Origin of the sequence: Acinetobacter sp. 226 (assembly GCF_048147925.1) — a bacterium.
GTDB lineage: Bacteria > Pseudomonadota > Gammaproteobacteria > Pseudomonadales > Moraxellaceae > Acinetobacter > Acinetobacter pecorum.
The window spans coordinates 23,947-44,962 of record NZ_JAYWYX010000009.1 but is presented as its reverse complement, the minus strand read 5'-3'; the positions used below and the strand labels follow the sequence as shown (position 1 = coordinate 44,962).

General features: G+C 36.6%; 14 protein-coding genes. All 14 read left to right on the top strand.

Going from position 1 to position 21,016, the window contains the following annotated elements:
- Nucleotides 1–71 precede the first annotated feature (71 nt).
- The 14 genes from VXP95_RS05685 to VXP95_RS05620 all read left to right on the top strand — a co-directional run bounded on the left by VXP95_RS05685 (nucleotide 72) and on the right by VXP95_RS05620 (nucleotide 20,982).
- Nucleotides 72–2,171 (top strand): DEAD/DEAH box helicase, encoded by a 2,100-nt coding sequence (locus tag VXP95_RS05685; protein WP_416711652.1) that lies wholly within the window; start codon nucleotides 72–74, stop codon nucleotides 2,169–2,171.
- Nucleotides 2,164–2,856, top strand: a complete 693-nt coding sequence (locus tag VXP95_RS05680) for a DUF2290 domain-containing protein (protein ID WP_416711651.1) — start codon at nucleotides 2,164–2,166, stop codon at nucleotides 2,854–2,856. The genes VXP95_RS05685 and VXP95_RS05680 overlap by 8 nt, the downstream gene beginning before the upstream one ends.
- Nucleotides 2,857–4,607: 1,751 nt before the next feature.
- On the top strand, nucleotides 4,608–5,612 hold the full coding sequence (locus VXP95_RS05675; RefSeq protein WP_416711650.1) for a hypothetical protein: 1,005 nt from the start codon (nucleotides 4,608–4,610) through the stop codon (nucleotides 5,610–5,612).
- 252 nt (nucleotides 5,613–5,864) lie between these two features.
- The gene (locus VXP95_RS05670; protein WP_337710002.1) at nucleotides 5,865–7,433 is read left to right on the top strand and encodes a type I restriction-modification system subunit M; all 1,569 of its coding nucleotides are present in this window, start codon (nucleotides 5,865–5,867) and stop codon (nucleotides 7,431–7,433) included.
- Nucleotides 7,433–8,548, top strand: coding sequence for a restriction endonuclease subunit S (locus VXP95_RS05665; RefSeq protein WP_416711649.1), 1,116 nt, complete (start codon nucleotides 7,433–7,435; stop codon nucleotides 8,546–8,548). Before VXP95_RS05670 ends, VXP95_RS05665 begins: the two co-directional genes overlap by 1 nt.
- Nucleotides 8,549–8,557: 9 nt before the next feature.
- Nucleotides 8,558–9,409, top strand: coding sequence for an HNH endonuclease (locus VXP95_RS05660; RefSeq protein WP_337710006.1), 852 nt, complete (start codon nucleotides 8,558–8,560; stop codon nucleotides 9,407–9,409).
- A gap of 17 nt (nucleotides 9,410–9,426) precedes the next feature.
- The gene (locus tag VXP95_RS05655; protein WP_337710008.1) at nucleotides 9,427–10,326 is read left to right on the top strand and encodes a DUF5655 domain-containing protein; all 900 of its coding nucleotides are present in this window, start codon (nucleotides 9,427–9,429) and stop codon (nucleotides 10,324–10,326) included.
- 29 nt (nucleotides 10,327–10,355) lie between these two features.
- Nucleotides 10,356–13,235, top strand: a complete 2,880-nt coding sequence (locus tag VXP95_RS05650; protein WP_416711648.1) for a type I restriction endonuclease subunit R — start codon at nucleotides 10,356–10,358, stop codon at nucleotides 13,233–13,235.
- Between the two features lie 80 nt (nucleotides 13,236–13,315).
- Nucleotides 13,316–13,828: a hypothetical protein gene (locus VXP95_RS05645; protein WP_416711647.1), complete on the top strand. Its 513-nt coding sequence runs from the start codon at nucleotides 13,316–13,318 to the stop codon at nucleotides 13,826–13,828.
- An 80-nt stretch (nucleotides 13,829–13,908) separates the two neighbouring features.
- On the top strand, nucleotides 13,909–14,817 hold the full coding sequence (locus VXP95_RS05640; RefSeq protein ID WP_416711646.1) for a hypothetical protein: 909 nt from the start codon (nucleotides 13,909–13,911) through the stop codon (nucleotides 14,815–14,817).
- A gap of 343 nt (nucleotides 14,818–15,160) precedes the next feature.
- On the top strand, nucleotides 15,161–15,367 hold the full coding sequence (locus VXP95_RS05635; RefSeq protein ID WP_160241410.1) for a helix-turn-helix transcriptional regulator: 207 nt from the start codon (nucleotides 15,161–15,163) through the stop codon (nucleotides 15,365–15,367).
- Nucleotides 15,364–17,487: a DUF3987 domain-containing protein gene (locus tag VXP95_RS05630; RefSeq protein ID WP_416711645.1), complete on the top strand. Its 2,124-nt coding sequence runs from the start codon at nucleotides 15,364–15,366 to the stop codon at nucleotides 17,485–17,487. The genes VXP95_RS05635 and VXP95_RS05630 overlap by 4 nt, the downstream gene beginning before the upstream one ends.
- Nucleotides 17,488–18,691: 1,204 nt before the next feature.
- Nucleotides 18,692–19,426, top strand: a complete 735-nt coding sequence (locus tag VXP95_RS05625) for a thermostable hemolysin (protein ID WP_416711644.1) — start codon at nucleotides 18,692–18,694, stop codon at nucleotides 19,424–19,426.
- A 35-nt stretch (nucleotides 19,427–19,461) separates the two neighbouring features.
- On the top strand, nucleotides 19,462–20,982 hold the full coding sequence (locus VXP95_RS05620) for an AMP-binding protein (protein WP_416711643.1): 1,521 nt from the start codon (nucleotides 19,462–19,464) through the stop codon (nucleotides 20,980–20,982).
- The last annotated feature ends 34 nt before the right edge of the window (nucleotides 20,983–21,016 follow it).

Sequence of the window (21,016 nt, the reverse complement as noted above, 5' to 3'; positions counted from 1 at the left end):
TCTATTAAAGAGTATTTATAATTCCTTAATAGTGTAAAATACAAAAAATCAATAGCTTAGGGTGTAAAACTATGGCAATCGAGACAATTGTAGCGACCGAGCTTGAGCCTCATGGATTAGATAGTCAACTTATTGATCATCTTAATGCTTATGATTCGGAAATAGGTATCCAAGATGGAATTTTGTATTATGGATATCCTGTATTTAAAGGTTATGAAGATAATACTGTAAAAACAAATTTTTTATTAATCTCGAAAAAAGTTGGTGTGGTTTTATTTGCTACAGCAAGTGAAAACTATATTGAAAGTAAATTAGAATCATTAAATGAAACTTATAGTCATGTAAATAGTCTATTGATAAAAAGTTCAATATTGAGGAAAAAGAAAAATCTATCATTTGATATTGAAACAAAAATATTTTCACCTTCTAGTATATTTGAAGATGAAGATATTATTTCCTCTATAAAGGATTTAAATAATTTTCTAATTGATCAAGATGTCGAACTTACACAAGACCAAATTGATGAAATACGATCTATATTAGAAGGTGCTAAAGCATTATCAAAGCCAACTCAACGGAAATCAATTGTTGAGGATCATAATAATAAATTAAATATCTTAATAAAATTAGAAGATGAAATTATCAACTTTGATGCTGAACAAAGGAAAGCAGCGATTAATTTAATTAATGGGCCGCAAAGAATTAGAGGGTTAGCAGGCTCAGGTAAAACAATTATCCTAGCAATGAAGGCTGCATATATTCATTTGCAGTATCCGGAAAAGAAAATATTATTTACTTTTTATACTAAGAGTTTGTATAGTTTAATTTATAAAGTTATTGCTAATTTTTATAGACATTTTTCTGGTGGTGATCCTAATTGGGATAATATTGCTGTATTGCATGCATGGGGTGGGTATAGAGTAGATGGTGTTTACTATAATGCAGCAATAGATAATGGTTATAATCCGATTCCATTTAAAGATGCTCAACATACAAATGATCCATTTAAATATGTATGCTCAGAGTTAGCTTCTAAAGATATTAATGGTAAATATGATTATATATTAATTGATGAGGCACAAGATTTACCAGATGAATTCTTTAGAATATGCTACAAATTAGCAACAGGTGAAACAGGAAAAGATAAAAATATTGTATGGGCTTATGATGATCTTCAAACAATTTTTAATATTTATACCAGAACTCCATTAGAACTTTTTGGTAGTGATTCTAAGGGAAATCCTTTAGTTGATTTAACTACTTTTTCATCTAATCTAACTTGGGGTCAATCAAATGATATTGTATTGCACAAGTGCTATAGAAACCCTCTTGATGTATTAGTGACTGCACATGCCTTGGGTTTTGGTTTGTATGACGAGCCAGTTCAAATTCTAGAGAATATGGATCATTGGCAAGATGTTGGGTATGAATTAGTTAGTGGTACCTACGAAGAAGGCTGTGATGTTATTATTCGACGAAAACCAGAAAATAGCCCTTTATCCATATCTAAATATCAAAGTAAAGATGAAATTATAAAAACTTTTATTGCTTCTACTATGGATGAAGAAGTTGATAAAATTATTAATGAAATTCAATATTTTATTCAACAAGGGTTAAAGCCATCTGACATCATGGTAATATCACTTGATGATAGATACGCTAAAAGTTATTTTAGGAAAATTTCTTATAAATTAAGTGACTTAAATATTCTCACTAATAATATTTTATCATCAAGTTCTGAAAATCCTCCTTTTATTTTAGATAATATGATTACGCTTACTACTGTACATAGAGCAAAGGGTAATGAAGCAGCTTGTGTATTTGTTTTGGGGATCGACTCACTATATACAGTAAAAAGATTAAGGCAAACAAGAAATAAAATATTTACTGCATTTACCAGAACTAAAGCATGGTTGAGAATATCAGGGATTGGTGATAATGCGTATCATTTTAAAAATGAAATAGATATGAGTCTGGAGAAATCACCTAACTTGGAATTTAAAGTTCCAAATAAAGAAACTTTGGAACATATCCAACGTGATTTAAGTGAAAAAGAACAGCTGAAAATTAATTTTAGAGAAGAAGTAAATAAACTTAAAGGTAGTGGTTTATCAATTGAAGAAATTGAGGAAGAAATGCAACGACTTTTAGGAGGGTACGATAATGACTGATATAGATTTAAATTTCTATATTAGGAAAGTTGCATTTTTAGCACAAGAATTGAAAATTGATTTGCACCATGGTCCTAGAAACTCATTACAAGTATCTAGTGAGTTAAAAAAATTGTGTAAAACATCACCTTATTATAGAGAGATTTATGATTATATTATTGATTATAATCAATACAATATTTCCCTGATAGATCAGGGATGCTTTCAATTTTCAGAGTCTAGAAATAGTGAGGGTGAGCAAGAATTAAGATATGCTTATTATCCAAATCCCTATCAATTTATTGATTTTAAAAAAGAAGTAAAATCTATACAAGAATTGTTTGATAATGGGGAATTAACGGATATTGAGTATCAACAGTTGATTAATGAAGCAGAATTTATTCTGGATATTCCCCTAATTAGATACGACTATTCCCCTAGTCAGTACGATGAAAAATTTCATCCAGCTTCACACTTTCACATCGGTTTTCATTCTGATAATCGCTGGCCTGTTGCTAAGGTATTAAATCCTTTAATTTTTTTTATTAAAATAATCTCAATGTACTATAAAAGTGTTTGGGTGGAAAATTTTAACAATAATGAAGTCTCACTAAATGATCTTTATGAGCGCTCAAAGTCTGAAAGTTACAATGTTCCGATAAGTTATTTTGGAAATGAGGATAAAAAAAGATTAGTTCTATTTTAAAGACAAGGCTCGTCCCTAAGGGATCGAGCCTAATTTCATTTGTTAATGCTCTTTGTTGAGCAGATGATTACGCCTCTACTGGCGGTTCAATTTTTTCATGCCGACTTAGGCCATATTCCATTTCATATTTCTACTGCTAGGCAATAGTTTTATGCTTGTCTAATCTGGAAGAACAAGCCACGATTTTTTTATGCTGGTGTAGCATTATCCTGATTTAAGTTTCAGGCAAACCCGTATAAGTTTATTTTCATCAGTGACCAAACTTCAGAATACTTACACTGTACCAATCTCGGCCTAGTCAAGGAGACCAATCCCCGACTGAGAAACACGACCAGTGTTTCATTAACCTTTCTTTTCTACATATTGTCCAACATGCTCACGCATGTGCCGACTCAAGTTTTCGCAATGAGCATCCCGACTGAAAAAATCGAAATGTTTTAGGATTCGCTTTAAGCTAGCTATCTCATTTTATCCAACCGACCTAAAAAACAGAGTGTTTTTAAAAATTACTAATGTTTAAAACATCACTAATAATAAAATATTATTTAGGTCGGGAATTACAATTTCCACAATTCATCTTGAACTAAAGTACCTCAAGTTTAATTGTTTTATATGCGCTACTCACCATCGCTCCCACACTGAAAAAAATACAGCAGACTTTTAACCAATTTAAGCCTTTTTATTCAGTGCTTCCCAAGTTATTTCAAAGCGTCTTAATGTGCAGACCGTTTATCCTCTCGCCTGTATACATGCTTCCTGTTTCCCCCGACCGTAGTTCCTTAAAAATATCGGGATATGATGTATACATAACTTTATAAAGGGTAAAACTCTTACACTCCAATCAGCATCTATCGATTAATGCCGTTACACGTTTAAGCTATCCAGCGACCCATTCAGCTTGCGCAAAATGGTGCCAGCTTTTCCAGCGTTAGCCTCAAAGCCCTAGTACCTTACGGCACTCTCAGCAGCCATCGTGATTGGAAATGAGCATACTTTTCCAAGTAAAAAAACTTGTTCGATCAAGCATACACATTCAGCTATTAACGGAGACTATCGCACATCCTATGCTGCTCCTGACTGTATCACTTTGAACAGGGTTTCAATGTTCCACTATTTTCATAATTTCACACCTAATCTGGCTATTACTAACCAAATGACCATTTCACGATAAATCGCTTATAGACTCCCGTTTCCTTGTCGCCCAACCACTTTTTATTTGCTTGGAACTCTTAAAAAGTGAATGAACGGATAGAAAAAGGATATTGCAATCCTCTAGCCCCCGTTGCAACGTACCGAGCGAGGTTTCCCCAGCAGTCCGCTACATCGGCAATATGAAGATGGTTAGTCTTATATTCAGGGCAATATGTATCAAAGTTTTGAATGGTGGTCAGCCATTCACACCACTTCAATAAAAGAAAGTTGGAATGGATGGTCAATCCACAATTCGATTGATATGCAGTCATATTATCAAAGTTAATTTAATATATCAATAATATTGATATATTATTTAAACAAGTATAAGATTTGCTGATCAAGGTTCGTAATGCGCATTAGGAACTACTTTATTGTCACCTTACAACGTGAGGTGACAGTGCTAGCGCAATTTGATTAATGCTGATTGCTGACGCGCTCAGCAAAATGGGAAATGTAGAGAAAATTATTGTTGATGAACAATTCAAAAATGGATGAAGAAATTTGGACTTAAGTGGATTGTTGATTGACATGAAAAGTGCATAGTTGGATGACATAAAATGATTGATTACAGCCCCCACACAAAATACACCGCACAAAAAATTCAAGATAAGGTCACAAGAGGATCATATTTTTACTGCAAATTTATAGTGCAAACTGAGTTAGGTAAAATTGATATTGAAAAGATTATTCATAAATTAACCGAACGATATTCATTAAATTTAACCAGTCGGCAAAGAACATATCGACTAAAACAAGGATTACCTGTTGCTGATCTCATTATTCAAGACATTCTTTATAAAGATGAGTGGTTATTTATCTTGTTGATCAAAACCCCTAATAGCCATCGTCACAGCAAAGAAACCATAGGCAAAGTGACTTCAACAACTAGTTCAGCATATACATCAAAAGATAAAATTGCTGAACTTGAACCTGTTATCTGGGACAAAATCACAGTCGGGCAAGAATTAACTTTTATCCGTCATTACTATAAAGACAATGAACAGTTTAATTTCATATTGAATAAACCCTATTTAAGCTTGGATTTTGGAAAATATGAGGCTGAATTAGTACGGTTAAGCCATAAAAAGTATGCTGAACATCAGACTAAGTTTTACCGTAAAAGTAACAAGAATTTCTCATGGACGTGGCGATTTAAGAAAACTGAAATAGAAAAACTAAAAAGAGAATTAACCCAAATTCTCAATCGAGTGATTTCACAGAAAGATCAGACCAAAGCGCTCAATGATCTTCTTGCATGGCAGAATTATTTTAAAATTTATGCTGTATTCAGAGGTAATCGACAACAGGCGGGACGTTTATATACCTTCGGGAAACTATTCTTTTTCAGTCGGAAAAGACAACGATGGGATCAAGCACAAATGCCTGTGATGGACTTAACAATCATCGCGCGTTATGAAACCTATGCGGATTCTTATACTGAGTATTGTATGCGTAGATATTTTTATGAATCCTTTGAAACAGAGCTTCCACGTGAAATTTCAAAAACTGAAGATTGGACATTAATTAATGCGTATATTGATGCTGAATATGGCCAACTTTAACAAACTGTCTTATTATTTATTTTGTTTATAATTAATGTTTTAAATATCTTTAATTTTGATATAGGCCTTAATTTAAATTATGATACTTGAGCCTGTTAATCTTTTAAAATCCAAATAAAACCTTATATATCAATATTATTGATATGCATTTAGTGCGACAAATTTTGTCTTTCTATATCCAATTTTGCTGAAAAAACTTTAATTTTCGGTACACTAGTCATGTTTTATTCATTTCATCGGACATGCATAACAATGACCCAAGTACAACTGCAACAATTACAAAAACAACTTTGGAATATTGCCAATACTTTGCGTGGCACCATGGGCGCCGATGAATTCCGTGATTACATACTGGGCTTTATTTTCTTTAAATATTTATCAGAAAAGTCGGTTAATTTTGCTAATGAATTGCTGGATGGCGAAGAAGTCAGCTTTTTAGAATTAGATGAAAATAATGCTGAGCATGTGCCGTACATCGAAGAAATTAAAAAGAATGCCATTGCCGAAGTCGGTTATGCGCTCACACCAAAACAGCTATTCCATACCTTAGCCGAGCGTGGTCGTCAGGGCGAATTCATTTTGGATGATTTAACTGCGACCTTAAAATCAATTGAACAAAGCACGTTAGGCACCGACTCTGCCGATGACTTTGCCAACCTGTTTGAAGATTTGGATCTAAACTCGACCAAGCTCGGCAATAATGCCAGTGACCGTAATGCACTGGTGGCGAAAGTCCTCAGTCATTTAGATGACATTGATTTTGATATTAGTAATACCGAAGCCGATGTACTGGGTGATGCTTACGAGTACCTGATTGGTGAATTTGCCTCAGGCGCGGGCAAAAAAGCGGGGGAATTCTATACGCCGCAAACGGTATCGACCTTACTGGCGAAGATTGTCACCCAAGGTAAAGAGCGTTTACGTTCAGTCTATGACCCGACTTGCGGTTCAGGTTCTTTGTTGCTACGGGTAAAACGTGAAGTCAAAGATGTCGATATGATTTACGGTCAGGAAATGAACCGTACCACCTACAACTTGGCACGCATGAACATGATTCTGCATGATGTGCATTTTGCCAAGTTTGATATTAAGCAGGAAAACACTTTAACCCGTCCGCAGCATTTAGATAAAAAGTTTGATGCAGTGGTGGCGAATCCACCATTTTCTGCAAAATGGTCTGCCGATCCGTTATTTTTACAAGATGAACGTTTTGCTGCGTATGGCAAACTGGCGCCAAGTTCTAAAGCCGATATGGCTTTTGTACAGCACATGCTGTATCAACTGGATGACAATGGCACTATGGCGGTGGTGTTACCGCATGGCGTATTGTTCCGTGGTTCGAGTGAGGGCGTAATTCGTCAGTATTTGATTGAACAGATGAACGTGGTGGATGCCATTATTGGTCTACCCGCCAATATTTTCTATGGTACGTCTATTCCGACCTGTATTTTGGTGTTGAAGAAAAACCGTGAGCAGAGCGGCAATATTCTGTTTATTGATGCCAGCAATGATTTTGAAAAGCAGAAGAACCAAAACAAGTTATTGCCTGAGCATTTGGATAAGATTGTTGCGGCATTTGAAAAGCGTGAAAATATTGAAAAATATGCGCATGTCGCGACGTTGCAGGAAGTGAAAGATAACGATTACAACCTGAATATTCCGCGTTATGTGGATACTTTTGAAGCGGAAGCCGAGATTGATTTAGATGCGATTGCAAAACAGCTTCAAGCTTTGGAACAAGACAGCCAAAAAACCGATGCCATCATTGCAGATTTTTGTAAAGAGCTAGGTATTGTTTCACCATTTTCGGAGGTGAAGTAATGGCTACGCCAAAGTTAAGATTTAAAGAATTTGATGGGGATTGGTCTGCGCAAAAATATAAAGATGCACTTACTATTAAATATGGTAAAGATCATAAATTACTTGAGGATGGAGAAATACCTGTTTACGGCACAGGCGGTGTGATGCGTTATGTCAATCAATACCTATACGATGGTGAAAGTATTCTTATCGGTCGTAAAGGTACAATTGATCAACCAAAATATGTAAATGAAAAATTTTGGACAGTAGATACTCTTTTTTATTCAGAAATTAAGCAGAATATTTATCCTTTATTCATTTATCAACACGCTTTGCAAGTGAACTGGCTTGGATTAAATGAAGCAACTGGTGTGCCTAGTTTAAATACAACCTCGATTAATAATGTTGATATTTATCTCCCATCCAAAGAAGAACAAACCAAAATCGCCTCTTTTCTTTCTGCTGTGGATGAAAAGATTAGCCAACTCACGCAAAAGAATGAGCTACTCAGCCAATATAAACAAGGCATGATGCAGAAGTTGTTTAGCCTGCAAATTCGTTTTAAAGCGGATGATGGTAGTGAGTTTGGGGAGTGGGTTTTATCTGAACTTGATCCGTATATTCAAGAGTCTAAAGATTCTTCTAAAATTCAAGATGAATATGAAGTATTAACTTCATCGAGGAGAGGATTAATTCGTCAAGCTGAATATTTTGAAGATAGCCGCTTAGCTGATAGAGAAAATATAGGCTTTAATATCATTCAACCTAATCAAATAACATATAGATCAAGAAGTGATGATGGACTTTTTTTCTTCAATCTTAATGAATTAAACATTACGGGGATAATTAGTACGTATTATCCTGTTTTTACCATGAAAAATGGAAATAATAAGTTCTTCTATGAGTGTTTGAATTTTCATAAGCATAAATATATTCAATATGCAGTTGGAACATCTCAGTTAGTACTTTCTCTAAATCAATTAAGAAAAATTAAATTTAGAATCCCTTGCATTGAAGAACAAACCAAAATTGCCAATTTTCTCTCTGCGATTGACGAAAAAATTGAAGTCGTAGCACAGCAAATTGAACAAGCCAAAAAGTGGAAAAAAGGCTTGTTACAGCAGATGTTTGTGTAGGGGAAAGTTATGGCAAATTGGCTAGTAACCGTGAATTATGCTGAGTTTGATTTAGAAGCAGCTTATGAGGCTTTGCCGCAGATTTATTGGAAGAATTCAGCCACTAGTGAAGGTAAAGGGTTACAAATCAATGATATTGTTCATGTATATGTGACCCAACCCATCTCAAAGGTGATGTATCAATTCAAAGTTATTAGGCATGCGGAAAACTCAGAATACCCAGTAGCACAGAAAGCATTTTGGTCGGATAAAAAGAAAATTGAAAGTTATCTAGGTGGGTACTCTATTTTTGAAAAGTTAAACAAAGTGGATAAATCCACTTTGTCTTTTGAATATTTCAGACAGGAAAACTTAATTCCTGATGCTCCTATTCAAGGCCGTCGCACAGATCGAGATAAAGCTTCAAATGATCCAATCCGCATTTTTTTAACTCATATTTTTAATGAGTTTAAAACTGATAGTGTGAATACCGACTATCCAGATGAAGCAGGTTTAGAAAATGAAACTTTTCCTGAAGGAGCTAAGCAAACGGTTTTAGTGAATAAATATGAGCGTAACCCTGAAGCAAGGGCTAAATGTATAGAAATTTATGGAACACGTTGTTGCGTTTGTGGCTTGAGCTTTGAACATATGTATGGCTCATTTGCTAAAGATTTCATCCATGTACATCATCTTAAGTCTTTGCACACGATTGGCGAACAATATGAAGTAGACCCTAAAGAAGATCTAAGACCAGTCTGTCCAAATTGTCACGCCATGCTCCATAAAACCGAAAATGGTCTTCCAATGACAATTGAGAGATTAAAACTTTTATATAGTGTTTCTTTGAGGAATCCGCTTAGACAAACATTTGAAGAATAAATAATTCGAGATTTTTAATGCAGCTTTATCAAACCCAAGCACAGTCATTAGTAGAACTTACAGAAGATCCTTTTCGTCTGGAAAGAGAGATTCAAAGCCTGTTTGAAAGTAATCTTTACAGTTTTACAGGTCTGGAATTCATCAAGTCCGAGTTCACGATCAAGAATAATCGTATTGACACGCTAGCTTTCGATCCCGAAAGTCAGGCCTTCGTAATTATCGAATACAAGCGTGAACGCAATTATAGCGTGATTGACCAAGGCGTTTCTTATCTGAATATGATGCTCGACTATAAGGCCGATTTTATCGTTGAGTACAATGAGAGCCAGAGCAAACAGCTTAAACGTCAGGATGTCGACTGGTCCCAGAGCCGAATCATCTTTGTTTCACCGAGCTTTACTGACTTTCAAAAGCAGTCTACTAATTTTAAAGACTTCAGCATTGAGCTGTGGGAAATCAAACGCTATCAGGGTGGAATTATTTCAGTCAATCCATTGCAGAAAACCAAATCAGCCCCTTCAATTAAGCAAGTGCAAAAGATGGGGTCTGAAGACATTAAAAAAATTGCTAAAGAAATCCAGACATATGATGAAGCTTATCACTTGGCGGATAAGTCTGATGACATTAAAGAGCTATATGAGCAATTCAGGGATTCGATTTTAAATCTAGCACCTGACATAGAAATGAATATTCGAAAAAACTATATTGCCTTTAAATGTAAGAATTCCAATCTTTTATATGTGCATTTTTTCAAAGATTTCATACGTTTTGATATTAGTGAGCAAAGAAAGAAATTAATCGATGATCCTAGAAATTTTTTTAAGGATGTGGTTGATGGAAATTATTGTGCTGTGAAAGTTAAAGATAGTGAAAATTTAGAATATATCTTGAGTTTAATTAAACAAACATTGAAGTGAATAATTTAAGATTTTAGAGGGAAAAGGAAATGACAGTACAAAGCGAATATCAACTTGAAAATGAACTGATTGGCCAGCTACAGCAATTAGGTTATGCCTCAGTCACGCTCAAGGACGAAAGCCAACTACTGTCTAACCTGAAAACCCAAGTCGAACGCGCCAATGGACTAGCGCCACTGTCAGAAACGGAATGGAAACAGGTCATCAGTTTTTTAAATACGGGTACAGTGTTTGAACGCGCCAAAAATCTGCGTGATCTGTTCCCAGTCAAATTTGATGACGGCAGCAGTAAACACCTTTTTTTCCTGTCTGATGATCCTAGCAAAAATATTTATCAGGTCACTAATCAAATCACCATCGACCACCGCGACTATAATGGCAGAACCAGCCGTTTTGATGTGACCTTACTGGTCAATGGTTTGCCTTTGGTACAGATCGAGCTGAAAAAACGCGGCATGGAAATCGCCGAAGCCTTTAACCAGACTCAGCGTTATACTCGTGAAGCGTATTGGGCTGGGCAAGGGCTATTTGGCTTTATCCAGTTGTTTGTGATTAGTAATGGTGCCAATACCCGTTACTACTCCAACGGCACCACAGGCATCGAGTTTGCCTTTCCATGGGCCGATGTCAGCAACAAACACGTCAATGAAATTGTCGACTTTGCCGAAGCTTTTTTCAATCAGCAGCATCTGACCCAAATGCTGACCCAGTACATGGTGCTGCTAGAAACCACCAAAAGCCTGATGGTGCTGCGTCCCTATCAGATTTATGCAGTACAGAAAATTGTGGAGCATGTGCAAAACTCCGATCAGAACGGCTATATCTGGCATACCACAGGATCAGGAAAAACCCTGACTTCATTTAAAGCCAGTCAGATCATCATGCAAATGCCTGATGTAGAAAAAGTCCTGTTTGTGGTGGATCGTAATGACCTCGACACACAAACCTCACGTGAGTTTAATGCTTTTAAAGCCGACAGCGTGGACAGCACCGATAACACATCGACCTTGGTGAAACAGCTGGATCAACGTCATGACAAACTGATTGTGACCACCATCCAAAAACTCAATCGAGCCATCAGCACCGACCGTTATTTAGAATCGATTGATTATCTTAAAAATAAAAAAGTGGTCTTTATCTTTGATGAATGTCATCGCAGTCAATTTGGTGAGACCCATCAGAACATCAAAAAATTCTTCAGCAATGCACAAATGTTTGGTTTTACCGGTACGCCTATTTTTGAAAAGAACAGCCAAAGCAAAGCAGGTTTAAAACTCACCACAGACTACCTGTTTAATGAGTGTTTGCATAAATACGTGATTGTCGATGCCATCCGTGACCGTAATGTCTTGCAGTTCCAAATTGATTATCGGGGCAAATACACCGCCAAAGGAATGGCGACGAATGAAAGTTATGAGGAAGATGTAGAAGGCATCGATACCAAAGAACTGTATGACAATCCGCAACGCCTTGAAATGATTGCCCGCTACATTGTCAATATTCACGATACCAAAACTCGTAATCGCGAATTTACCGCAATGTTCTGTGTCAGTTCGGTCGAAACACTGACCCAATATTACGACCTCTTTGAAAAGGTGCAGGCTGAAAAGCAAATTGAAGATGAAGCACAAGGTCGGATATTTAAGCCTTTGACCATTGCCACCATCTTTTCCTATGCGGCAAATGAGGCTGTACCGACTGATGACTTAACTGGCTTGATTCATGAAGAAGCCGCAGATATTCCAAGTCAGGTCAATTCATCCAGTCGGGATAAGCTGGATCGCTACATTGCCAATTACAACCGACAGTTCAAAACCAACTACAATTCTGGTGATCAATTTTATGCGTACTACCGCGACATTGCACAGCGCGTAAAAAACAGACAAATTGATATTCTAATTGTGGTCAATATGTTCCTCACGGGCTTTGACTCTAAGCCGTTAAATACCTTGTATGTCGATAAAAACCTAAAATATCATGGCTTGATTCAAGCATTCTCTCGTACCAATCGTGTCTACAACGATAAAAAACCATTTGGCAATATCATCTGTTTCCGTAACCTAAAACGTGCAACGGATGAAGCGCTGGCACTATTTTCCAACAAAGAAACGACCAAGATCGTCCTTGTTCCAAGCTATGCGGAAATCGAACAGGATTACCAAGCAGCGGTGAGCAAAATGTTTGCCTTAACGCCCAATTACCAATCAGTCGATGATCTTGTTACTGAAGAACAGCAACTGGAATTTATTAAAGCTTTCCGTGAAGTGATGCGCTACAACGCGCAATTACAAACTTTTATTGAATATGACCAGGATCAAACCGCATTAGATAAACAGCACTTTGCCAACTTTGCTTCCAAGTATGCTGACCTATGCCGTGCCGTTAGAAAGACCACCAAGAAAGAAAAAGTATCGGTGCTGGATGATGTCGATTTTCAACTGGATTTACTGCACAGTGACCGTATCAATGTTGGTTATATCATCAACCTCCTACAGCTTGTTGTTGATACGGACTCAGAGGACAAACGTCAGAAGTACCAAGCGCAAATTTATGACTTAATCAGTAGCGATATTAGCTTGCACGATAAGCAAGACCTCATTCAAAAATTCATTGAAGAAAACATGCCTAAGATGATCAATGGTCAAAGCGTCCAAAGGGCTTTTGCTGCATTCTGGGATGCTGAAAAAGAACAGGCCTATCAGCATCTTTGTAAAGAAGAAAACCTGAAACCAGAAGCGATGAAGCAGGTTCTGGAGCATTATGAGTTCACCAAACGCCTACCACGTAAAGAAGAGTTGAAGGACTTACCAAACTATAAGGTTAAGCTGTTTGAGCGGGAGAACGTGTTTAGCAATTTGCTGGTCAAGACACGCCAGTTGATTGAGAAGTTTTATACTGGTTTTAATTAAATAATACACTTCAAAATGTGACTTTATTTCCAGAGAGTAAGCAGTGAAATTAGACTATATAGCAGGAACCGTGATCACTCATGATTAAAAATATGGATTCTTTCAAGCTGTCCTATGTGTATTTCTTTCCAGTGGCCTTTTTCCCATTTTGGAATATCTATCAATTTAGAAATGATCCAGATATTAAATCTTGGTTATTTAGAAACTTACTTGTCAGTTTTATAGTTATTTTGATTCCACTTTTTCTTACTTTAAGCATGATGATTACTAAGGTTTTATACAAAGATCAGGATAAAAATACAGAATATCGCTCAATAGGTTTAGGGTTACTATGTTTTTTATTTCTCACAGGAAGCAACTATTACCAATTTCAGAAATTTACAGTAGGAACAGACCTATCCATTGACTATTACCGAATGGCTATAATGATGAGTTTTCTAATCGCTTGTTTTATATCAAGTCTATATTTCATATTGAAATATAAAAAATACTCACAAAAACAATCAGTTAATTTCAATGTAAAAACAATAAGATTTATGGCGAGTACTGCCATTCCATTCTTTATCTCAATAACTACTTTTTTTGTTGTTTAAATCATCAAAATTTTCAATATTTTAATTTTTATAGTTAATTTTAAATCCACCTTGAAGCAATATTAATTAAGAGGCTTAATATGAATAGTGAAGAAATTTCGAAATTATTTAAATTAGATCAAGTCGATTTTGAACAATGTAAAAGTGCTGAAGAGTATGAGTTGGAATTATCAAACCAAGTGGATGATTTTTTCTTTAAAAATTATTTTAAAAATGAAGAAATATTATTTGCTGCTTTTGATTTCTACTACTCTATAAATTTACTGAAAAATAGTGAAAACCTAGAAAAAATTAAAATTCTATTGAATAATAATAAAATATTTAATTACTTAGAAAATAAAAAAATGGGTGTAATTTCTCTTATAATTATAATAACAGCATATGATAAATCTACAGACTACTATATATCTAATATTAAGAATAAAGAGAATTATCAGAATAAGAAAATTAAAGAAATAGATAGAGATTATAATAAATTTATCAATAGTACAGAGGGTTTTCAAGATTTTAAATTGTGGTATAAAGATGAAATTGAATTATTTATGGCTAGTTTATTTATATCTTTAAGAGGTGCTGTTGTAAAAAATGAGATGCAAAGAAAAATTTGTGAAAATTTAATTTTAAATAACTCAAGTATAGAAAAAATATCGGATCTAGATTATATTTTTAATAAATATATTGAAAATATTGGTTATTCAAATATTAATAATAAGGAATTGGTTGAAAAAGAAAGAAACTTAAAAATAAATAAATTTGTTCGGGATGTCTATGATATCTTTCTATCTTTGATAGGTATTACATTGTCAAAAAGCTTTATATCAGAATTAGTTTTAATTTTTTATGGGAAAACAATGGATGAAAAACAAATAGAAAATATAATAAATAATAGAAATATAAGTGTATTAATTACACAATATAAGAAAATTTATAATCGTGATCAAAGTAATAATATTATAAATATGGAAATCTTACGAGATGATAGTTTCTAGAGGCTTTGTTGCATAAACATCTAAGGCTATGATTTTGTTTAATTTATTTTTTGGGTTAAAATTTAAACAAATCTTTAAAAATCAGTATTTTGAAGAATGTTTATGTAACAAAGCCGTTTCTAGATATAAGCTATATTTTTTAAACTCTGCAATCACATAAATAGATATTAGTCAAGGTTATCAAGGCTTCATTTTTTAGCCTTATTTATACCAGTGCCTACTGTCCTGTTTTGCTCAATTATGTGCATATCCATTTCAAGAACAGAATTGAGATATGCATATTTATGAAATTCATCATTTTTCAGCATTTCTCATGATGTTCTCTTAACAGAGAGAAGATAAAATGTTGATCAAAATTAAAGATGTCTGTCGTATTTTAAAAATTAGTAGAAATACGCTATATAACTTGCAACATAAAGATTCTTCATTTCCGAAGCCGATAAAATTTGGAGATAAAAAGCAAGCTCGAATTTTTTATCGTGAAAATGAAATAAGAAATTGGGTGTTGAGCTTAAATCCTTCAGATTCTGAGTTGGAGGGCGAAAAATGAATGCAAAAATCATTTTTAACGCACCATTTGCAGCAAGCACCGATCCGGTGACAGGCAATACAACCGAATATCATTCGATTGAAGATTTTATAAAAGGCTGCATTGATGAGCAGCATTTTAAAGTTAAGCCTGAGAGTTATATTTACTCTAAATTGCCGGATTATAACTGTGAAGAATGTGAAGCACTCCCTCTGGTTAATCCTAATGAATTAACTGAAGTAATAGGGTATGGAATCAGAGGCACGGCCAAAAAGTACGATACTAGCCAGACACCATGTAAAGAAATCGATTCTAAAAAAATATCATTCTCTATTGGTAAAGCTGGAATATTCGCAAGCAACACAAATAATAAATATATGCCGTATGTTCTAGGTACAGACAATATAGATTTATTTGTGCAACTTGCTAAGGCTGGAGAGGCCGTTGTGCTTCATAAAGATATTGATGCAGCGTATCAGATTATAAACAATGGTATGCCTGAAACAATATTTAGAATGATGGTCGGTGAGAAACCACCAGTCAATAATGCTGATTTATTTGTTCAGGTGAATGATAGCTTTAAAACACTTCCACCAAATCAGATAAAGCAATTTTTCCTTGATAAAAAACAGCAGATCATAAAATCAATCGAATCTGACCTAATCGCACAGCCTCAAGTTGAGGAGATGCCAGTGGATCGGAGAGCTGAAAAGCTGGATAACTGGCAAGCTCCGATAAGCCTGAGAAATGACACTCTCATTCAATCAAAACCTTATCCTATTGATGAGCTACCGGAAGTCGTGAGGAATGCGATTCTTGCAACCGCTGAATATGTGCAAGCTCCGGTTGCAATGGCTGCTCAATGTGTTTTAGCGAGTATCTCATTTTTAGCACAAGGTAAGGTTAATGCACCCAAAGAAACCAACAGGGAGGGTATGCCAGCCCACTTATTCTTTTTAACGGAAGGCGGTAGCGGTGGACGTAAATCATCATGTCAAAAGTTGGTTGAATTGCCTATTAGAGAGCATGAGCGACAGCAGTATGATGAATACAGAAAAAATTTAGAGGATTGGAACGCTAAATCAAAAACAGTTGAATCTAAAGAGTTCGCGCAGTGGGCTTTAGATAATCCAAGACCAACCGATCCGACCAGTATTTTTTCTGACATTACTATTGAAGCCTTGACCAAGTTTTATATTAAAGGAATTGTTAAATATGCTTCATTGAGTAGCGATGAGGCTGGGCAGTTCTTTGATGGTCACACAATGAAGGGTGACACGGCCAAAAGCGCGTTAGGTGCATTTACGAAAATATTTGATGAGGGCTATTGTCAGAGAAGCCGCGCTTCATCTGATGACAACGGAACGGCCTATGATGTTCGCCTAACATTCAACCTACTTGGGCAACGTGCTGTACTGGTTGGAGCTTTAAATGATCCGATATTAAGAGAGCAGGGCTTTTTACCACGATTTATTTTGGCTGCTCCAGAGAGCATTGCTGGGCAAAGAACGCATACAGTTGAATTTAGGCAAAAGCTGAAAAATTCACACAATGACCCACGACTAACAAAATTTTGGAATCGGTGTAGAGATATTTTAAAAGATGAGTTGCCAGTCCTCTTAAATGATTCAGGAGAGGTTCCATATTTTCCAGTTATGCAGCTATCTAGTGAAGCAGAGTTATTAGAGCTTGAGTTCTACAATGAGTGTGAAATTTTGCAAGGTAGCGGAAAACAGTTTGAATTTATGCAGCCTTTCGCCAGTCGTGCAAATGAGCTTGCCAGGCGTTTAGGTGCTGTCTTGGCTTACTTTGAAAACAAGTCTGAAATTGATTCTGAAATCATGCAGGCAGCTTGTGCTGTTATTAGATATTCATTGTCTGAGTGGTTCCGATATTCAGATATTGAGGTAGCTGATGAGAACGATTCTGAGAAGCTGCTCAAGTATCTTTTGATCAAGTGCAAGAAGGGAAAAACCAACCGACTGCAAAAAACGGTAGCAATGAAAGGTGCACCGCTTCAGATAAGAAAAGCGAAGGAATTTGACCCATGTTTAAATGAGTTGATCGAGTTTAATTATGTGCGTCTGGTGACAATTAACCGCTCCACTTACATCGAATTAAATCCGGCATTGCTGAAATAGTTGCGATTTTTCGATTTATGGCTGAAACCCCCATGGCACAAGGTTATCCATGTTGCAAAGGGTGTGCGATTCCAATGCGGAGTATGCGACATGAACGGCTAGATATCGCATGTGTCGCATACGAATCGCAAGGGTAATGCAATGCGGAAAGTTAGACAAGGAAAGGATTACAGGGGAAAATCGCAAAATCTAAAATTTAGGAAGATATGAGACAATCTACATTCATTTTAAATACTAAAATCACTTCTAGGATAAAATCTAAAAGGGCTAATTTAGAAAAATAGCTAACATCTTTCAGAATATTATCTATTGAACGATGATATAAAATTAGTGCTGAATAAGTTCAACTATTAGTTTTAAGAAAAAATGAAAATAAATACAAAAAGTAACAAAAAAACTCATGTATCCGTGTTTGTACCTTCTTCACACCATTAAAAATAAATAACTATAAAACAAGTACTTAAATTAAAGTATGGTAACGTCTGGGCCCACCAAATATATCAAGCACTTAGGAGCGATTCTCTTAAGTGCTTTTTTTATTCTAAAATCTATGTAAGCAATAAAAATAAATGGTAATGCCATGTTCAGTATTGCAAGGCCAACATCTGAAAAGAAACCAAAATGGAAATCACTAGAGTTTTATAAGGACAATTGGAGTATTTTTATTTTCCTTCCGGTGGGAGTGGGGAGGTTATTTCAATTACTATATTTAGTATCCATGGATCCATCATTGCTTAGATTTTTTTCTGTAGAGCAAGTCCGATGGCCTTCTTTTTATATTCTTATGTTTACTCAGCTATTTGCTTTTTACAGCTTATAAAATCAAATGAAGAAGGACTATCCTTCTTAAGGGTGACAACGTGGATTACTAACAGAGATGAGTTTAAAGAAATCCAAAAAGAAAGATTTTATTTCAAATTTCCAGATATTTGTACGAGCGTAAATTAGAGCATATGATTTGCTAAGATAACCCCCAAGCCGCTTTGAATAAACTGAGTGCTACAAATTGGACAGCACTGTCATTATTACCTTAGTATTTTTAAACGGCGCCTGCCGATCCATCTAAATATAATTCACCATCCCCTTAAAAAACGATATGTAGAATTTATATAAACAGCTTTTACATTTGATTGCACAAAATTAAGAATTTTTTAAGGTAGGACTTCTATCTTGAGTAGCAAGTTAATTTCGTGGTATGAGCCGAATGATCAAGTTTAGTTTTGATCCTCAGTCATCTGATCAGATTCATTATTTGGATGGATATTTCAAGCAGTCTCAATACAAAAAACAAATCAGTCTAAATAAATTTTCACTACAGGCCCATCACTTTGATCCCGTGATCTCGGTACAAGATAATGCTCTACAGCTAAGCGTACAAACTGTACACCGTGGTGAGACGTGTGAACGTCGAGCACTGGAAAATTTTATTCAGGAAAAATATCAACAAGTCCATCAGGCCACGATATCCACCTTCTCTTCGACCCTGTTTGCCGGTTATGACGGAGCAGAAATGCAGGTTGTGATTGGCATGGAGCATTTACACCAAACCAATGCCTTCCTGGAACAGTATCTCGATGAACCAATTGAAAATATTCTTGGCAAACTCAGCCAGACGGAGATTAGTCGGAACAAGATTGTAGAAATTGGCAACTTGGCTGCAGTCGACATAAATCAGGCCAAACTGATAGTGGCATTTCTGGTCTTTCATCTCTCGCAGCAATGCATCGAATGGGCTGTATGTACCGGGACAACTGCGGTGCGTTATGTGTTGCAACAGATGGGATTACGTTTTCATGTGCTTGAAAAAGCTGACCCGCAAGTCTTAGGAGAGGCACAGCGCCTGTGGGGCAGTTATTACCAGCAGAAACCTTATGTCCTGGCGATTGATGTGGCAGAAGCCCTACAAGTCGCTCGTCAACTTTATCAATTTAGTCATTAAAGCATTTTGCTTGATTACCGAGGCACAGAATTTAAATGATGACTGCTTTATTTGAACGTATCAGCCTGCAAGCACGACAATATCCGCAGCGAGAAGCGGTAGTCACCGCACAAACGACCCTCAGCTATGCAGAGCTGCAGCAGCGGGTAGAATTATTGAGTGCCAGTTTCATGCAGCTTAATCTGCGCCATCTGGCCCTGTGGGGCGTAAATAGTATGGACTGGATAGTAGTTGATCTTGCCGCACAAAAAACCGGCATGACTGTAATACCTGTTCCTCTATTTTTTACTGTAGCCCAAGTACGGCATCTGCTTTCCGACAGCCAAACCGAGCTGCTCTGTATTCTGGATGAATCTTTCTCTGCATCAGAATGGCTGTTAAATCTGGCTCAAGACATGAGTGGAGATGAGATATTTATTGCTGGCCAGCTACATGCACGCTTTTTTCAGCTAAAGCAGGCCGTACAGTATTCATCTTCTTTACAGACCCAGCATCCGGCAAAAATCACCTATACCTCAGGCAGTACCGGAACACCGAAAGGCGTGTGTCTGGCAGAAGATACCATAGAATCAATTACGTATTCACTCAGTCAAGCACTGGCCAGCAGTCAGCTTGGACGGCATTTGTGCCTGATTCCATTTGCCACCTTGCTAGAAAATATTGCCGGCATTTATGTCACACTGAGTATGGGACGCGCTGTAGTAGTCGGTGAGGTGAGCCAGTTCGGTCTGGTATCTAACCATACTTTTGATACACAGCGGTTTTTAAATACAGTACAGAGCTATCAAATCGAAAGTGTGATTTTATTGCCGCAGATGCTGAAAGCGATTGTGGAATATAGCGCTGAACACGGTACTGCAGGGTTCAAGACGCTGAAATTTATTGCGGTCGGTGGAGGGAAAGTCTCTGCTGATTTACTCAAACAGTGCCAGCAACTTAACCTTCCGGTTTATGAGGGGTATGGCCTGTCCGAGTGTGCCTCGGTAGTCAGTCTGAATTTGCCGGGTGCACGCCGTATTGGCAGTGTAGGTCGGGTTTTACCGCATGTCGAAGTTGAGATTGCACCCAACAGCGAAGTAGTAGTGAAGGGCAATGCCATGCTGGGTTATGTCAATGACATGACTGCGACACCGTATATTCATACAGGTGATGCCGGCTATTTTGATGAGGAAGGCTATTTGTACATTACCGGACGCATCAAGCAGATGATTATCAGCAGTTTTGGACGCAATATTTCTCCGGAATGGGTTGAGTCCAACAGTCTGACCGAGCCGGAAATCCAGCAGATTGCCATTTTTGGCGAAGCCCAGCCCTATCTGTCGGCCGTGATTTATGCCCCGGATGATACGCCAGACCAGCAACTGGCAGTATCGCTTCAGCGGGCCAACAGCCGGATGCCGGACTATGCCCAGATCAAACACTGGTGCCGTGCTCCCGAGCCATTTTCTTTAGACAACCAGATGTTGACCGATAACGGCAAACTGCGCAGACAGCAGATCCAGCAAAAGTTTCAGGCTGAACTGATACCGGACAAGTCCCAACTTAATTTTGCCTAGTTCACAGACCCATTGACCTGTTGAATGAGAGAGA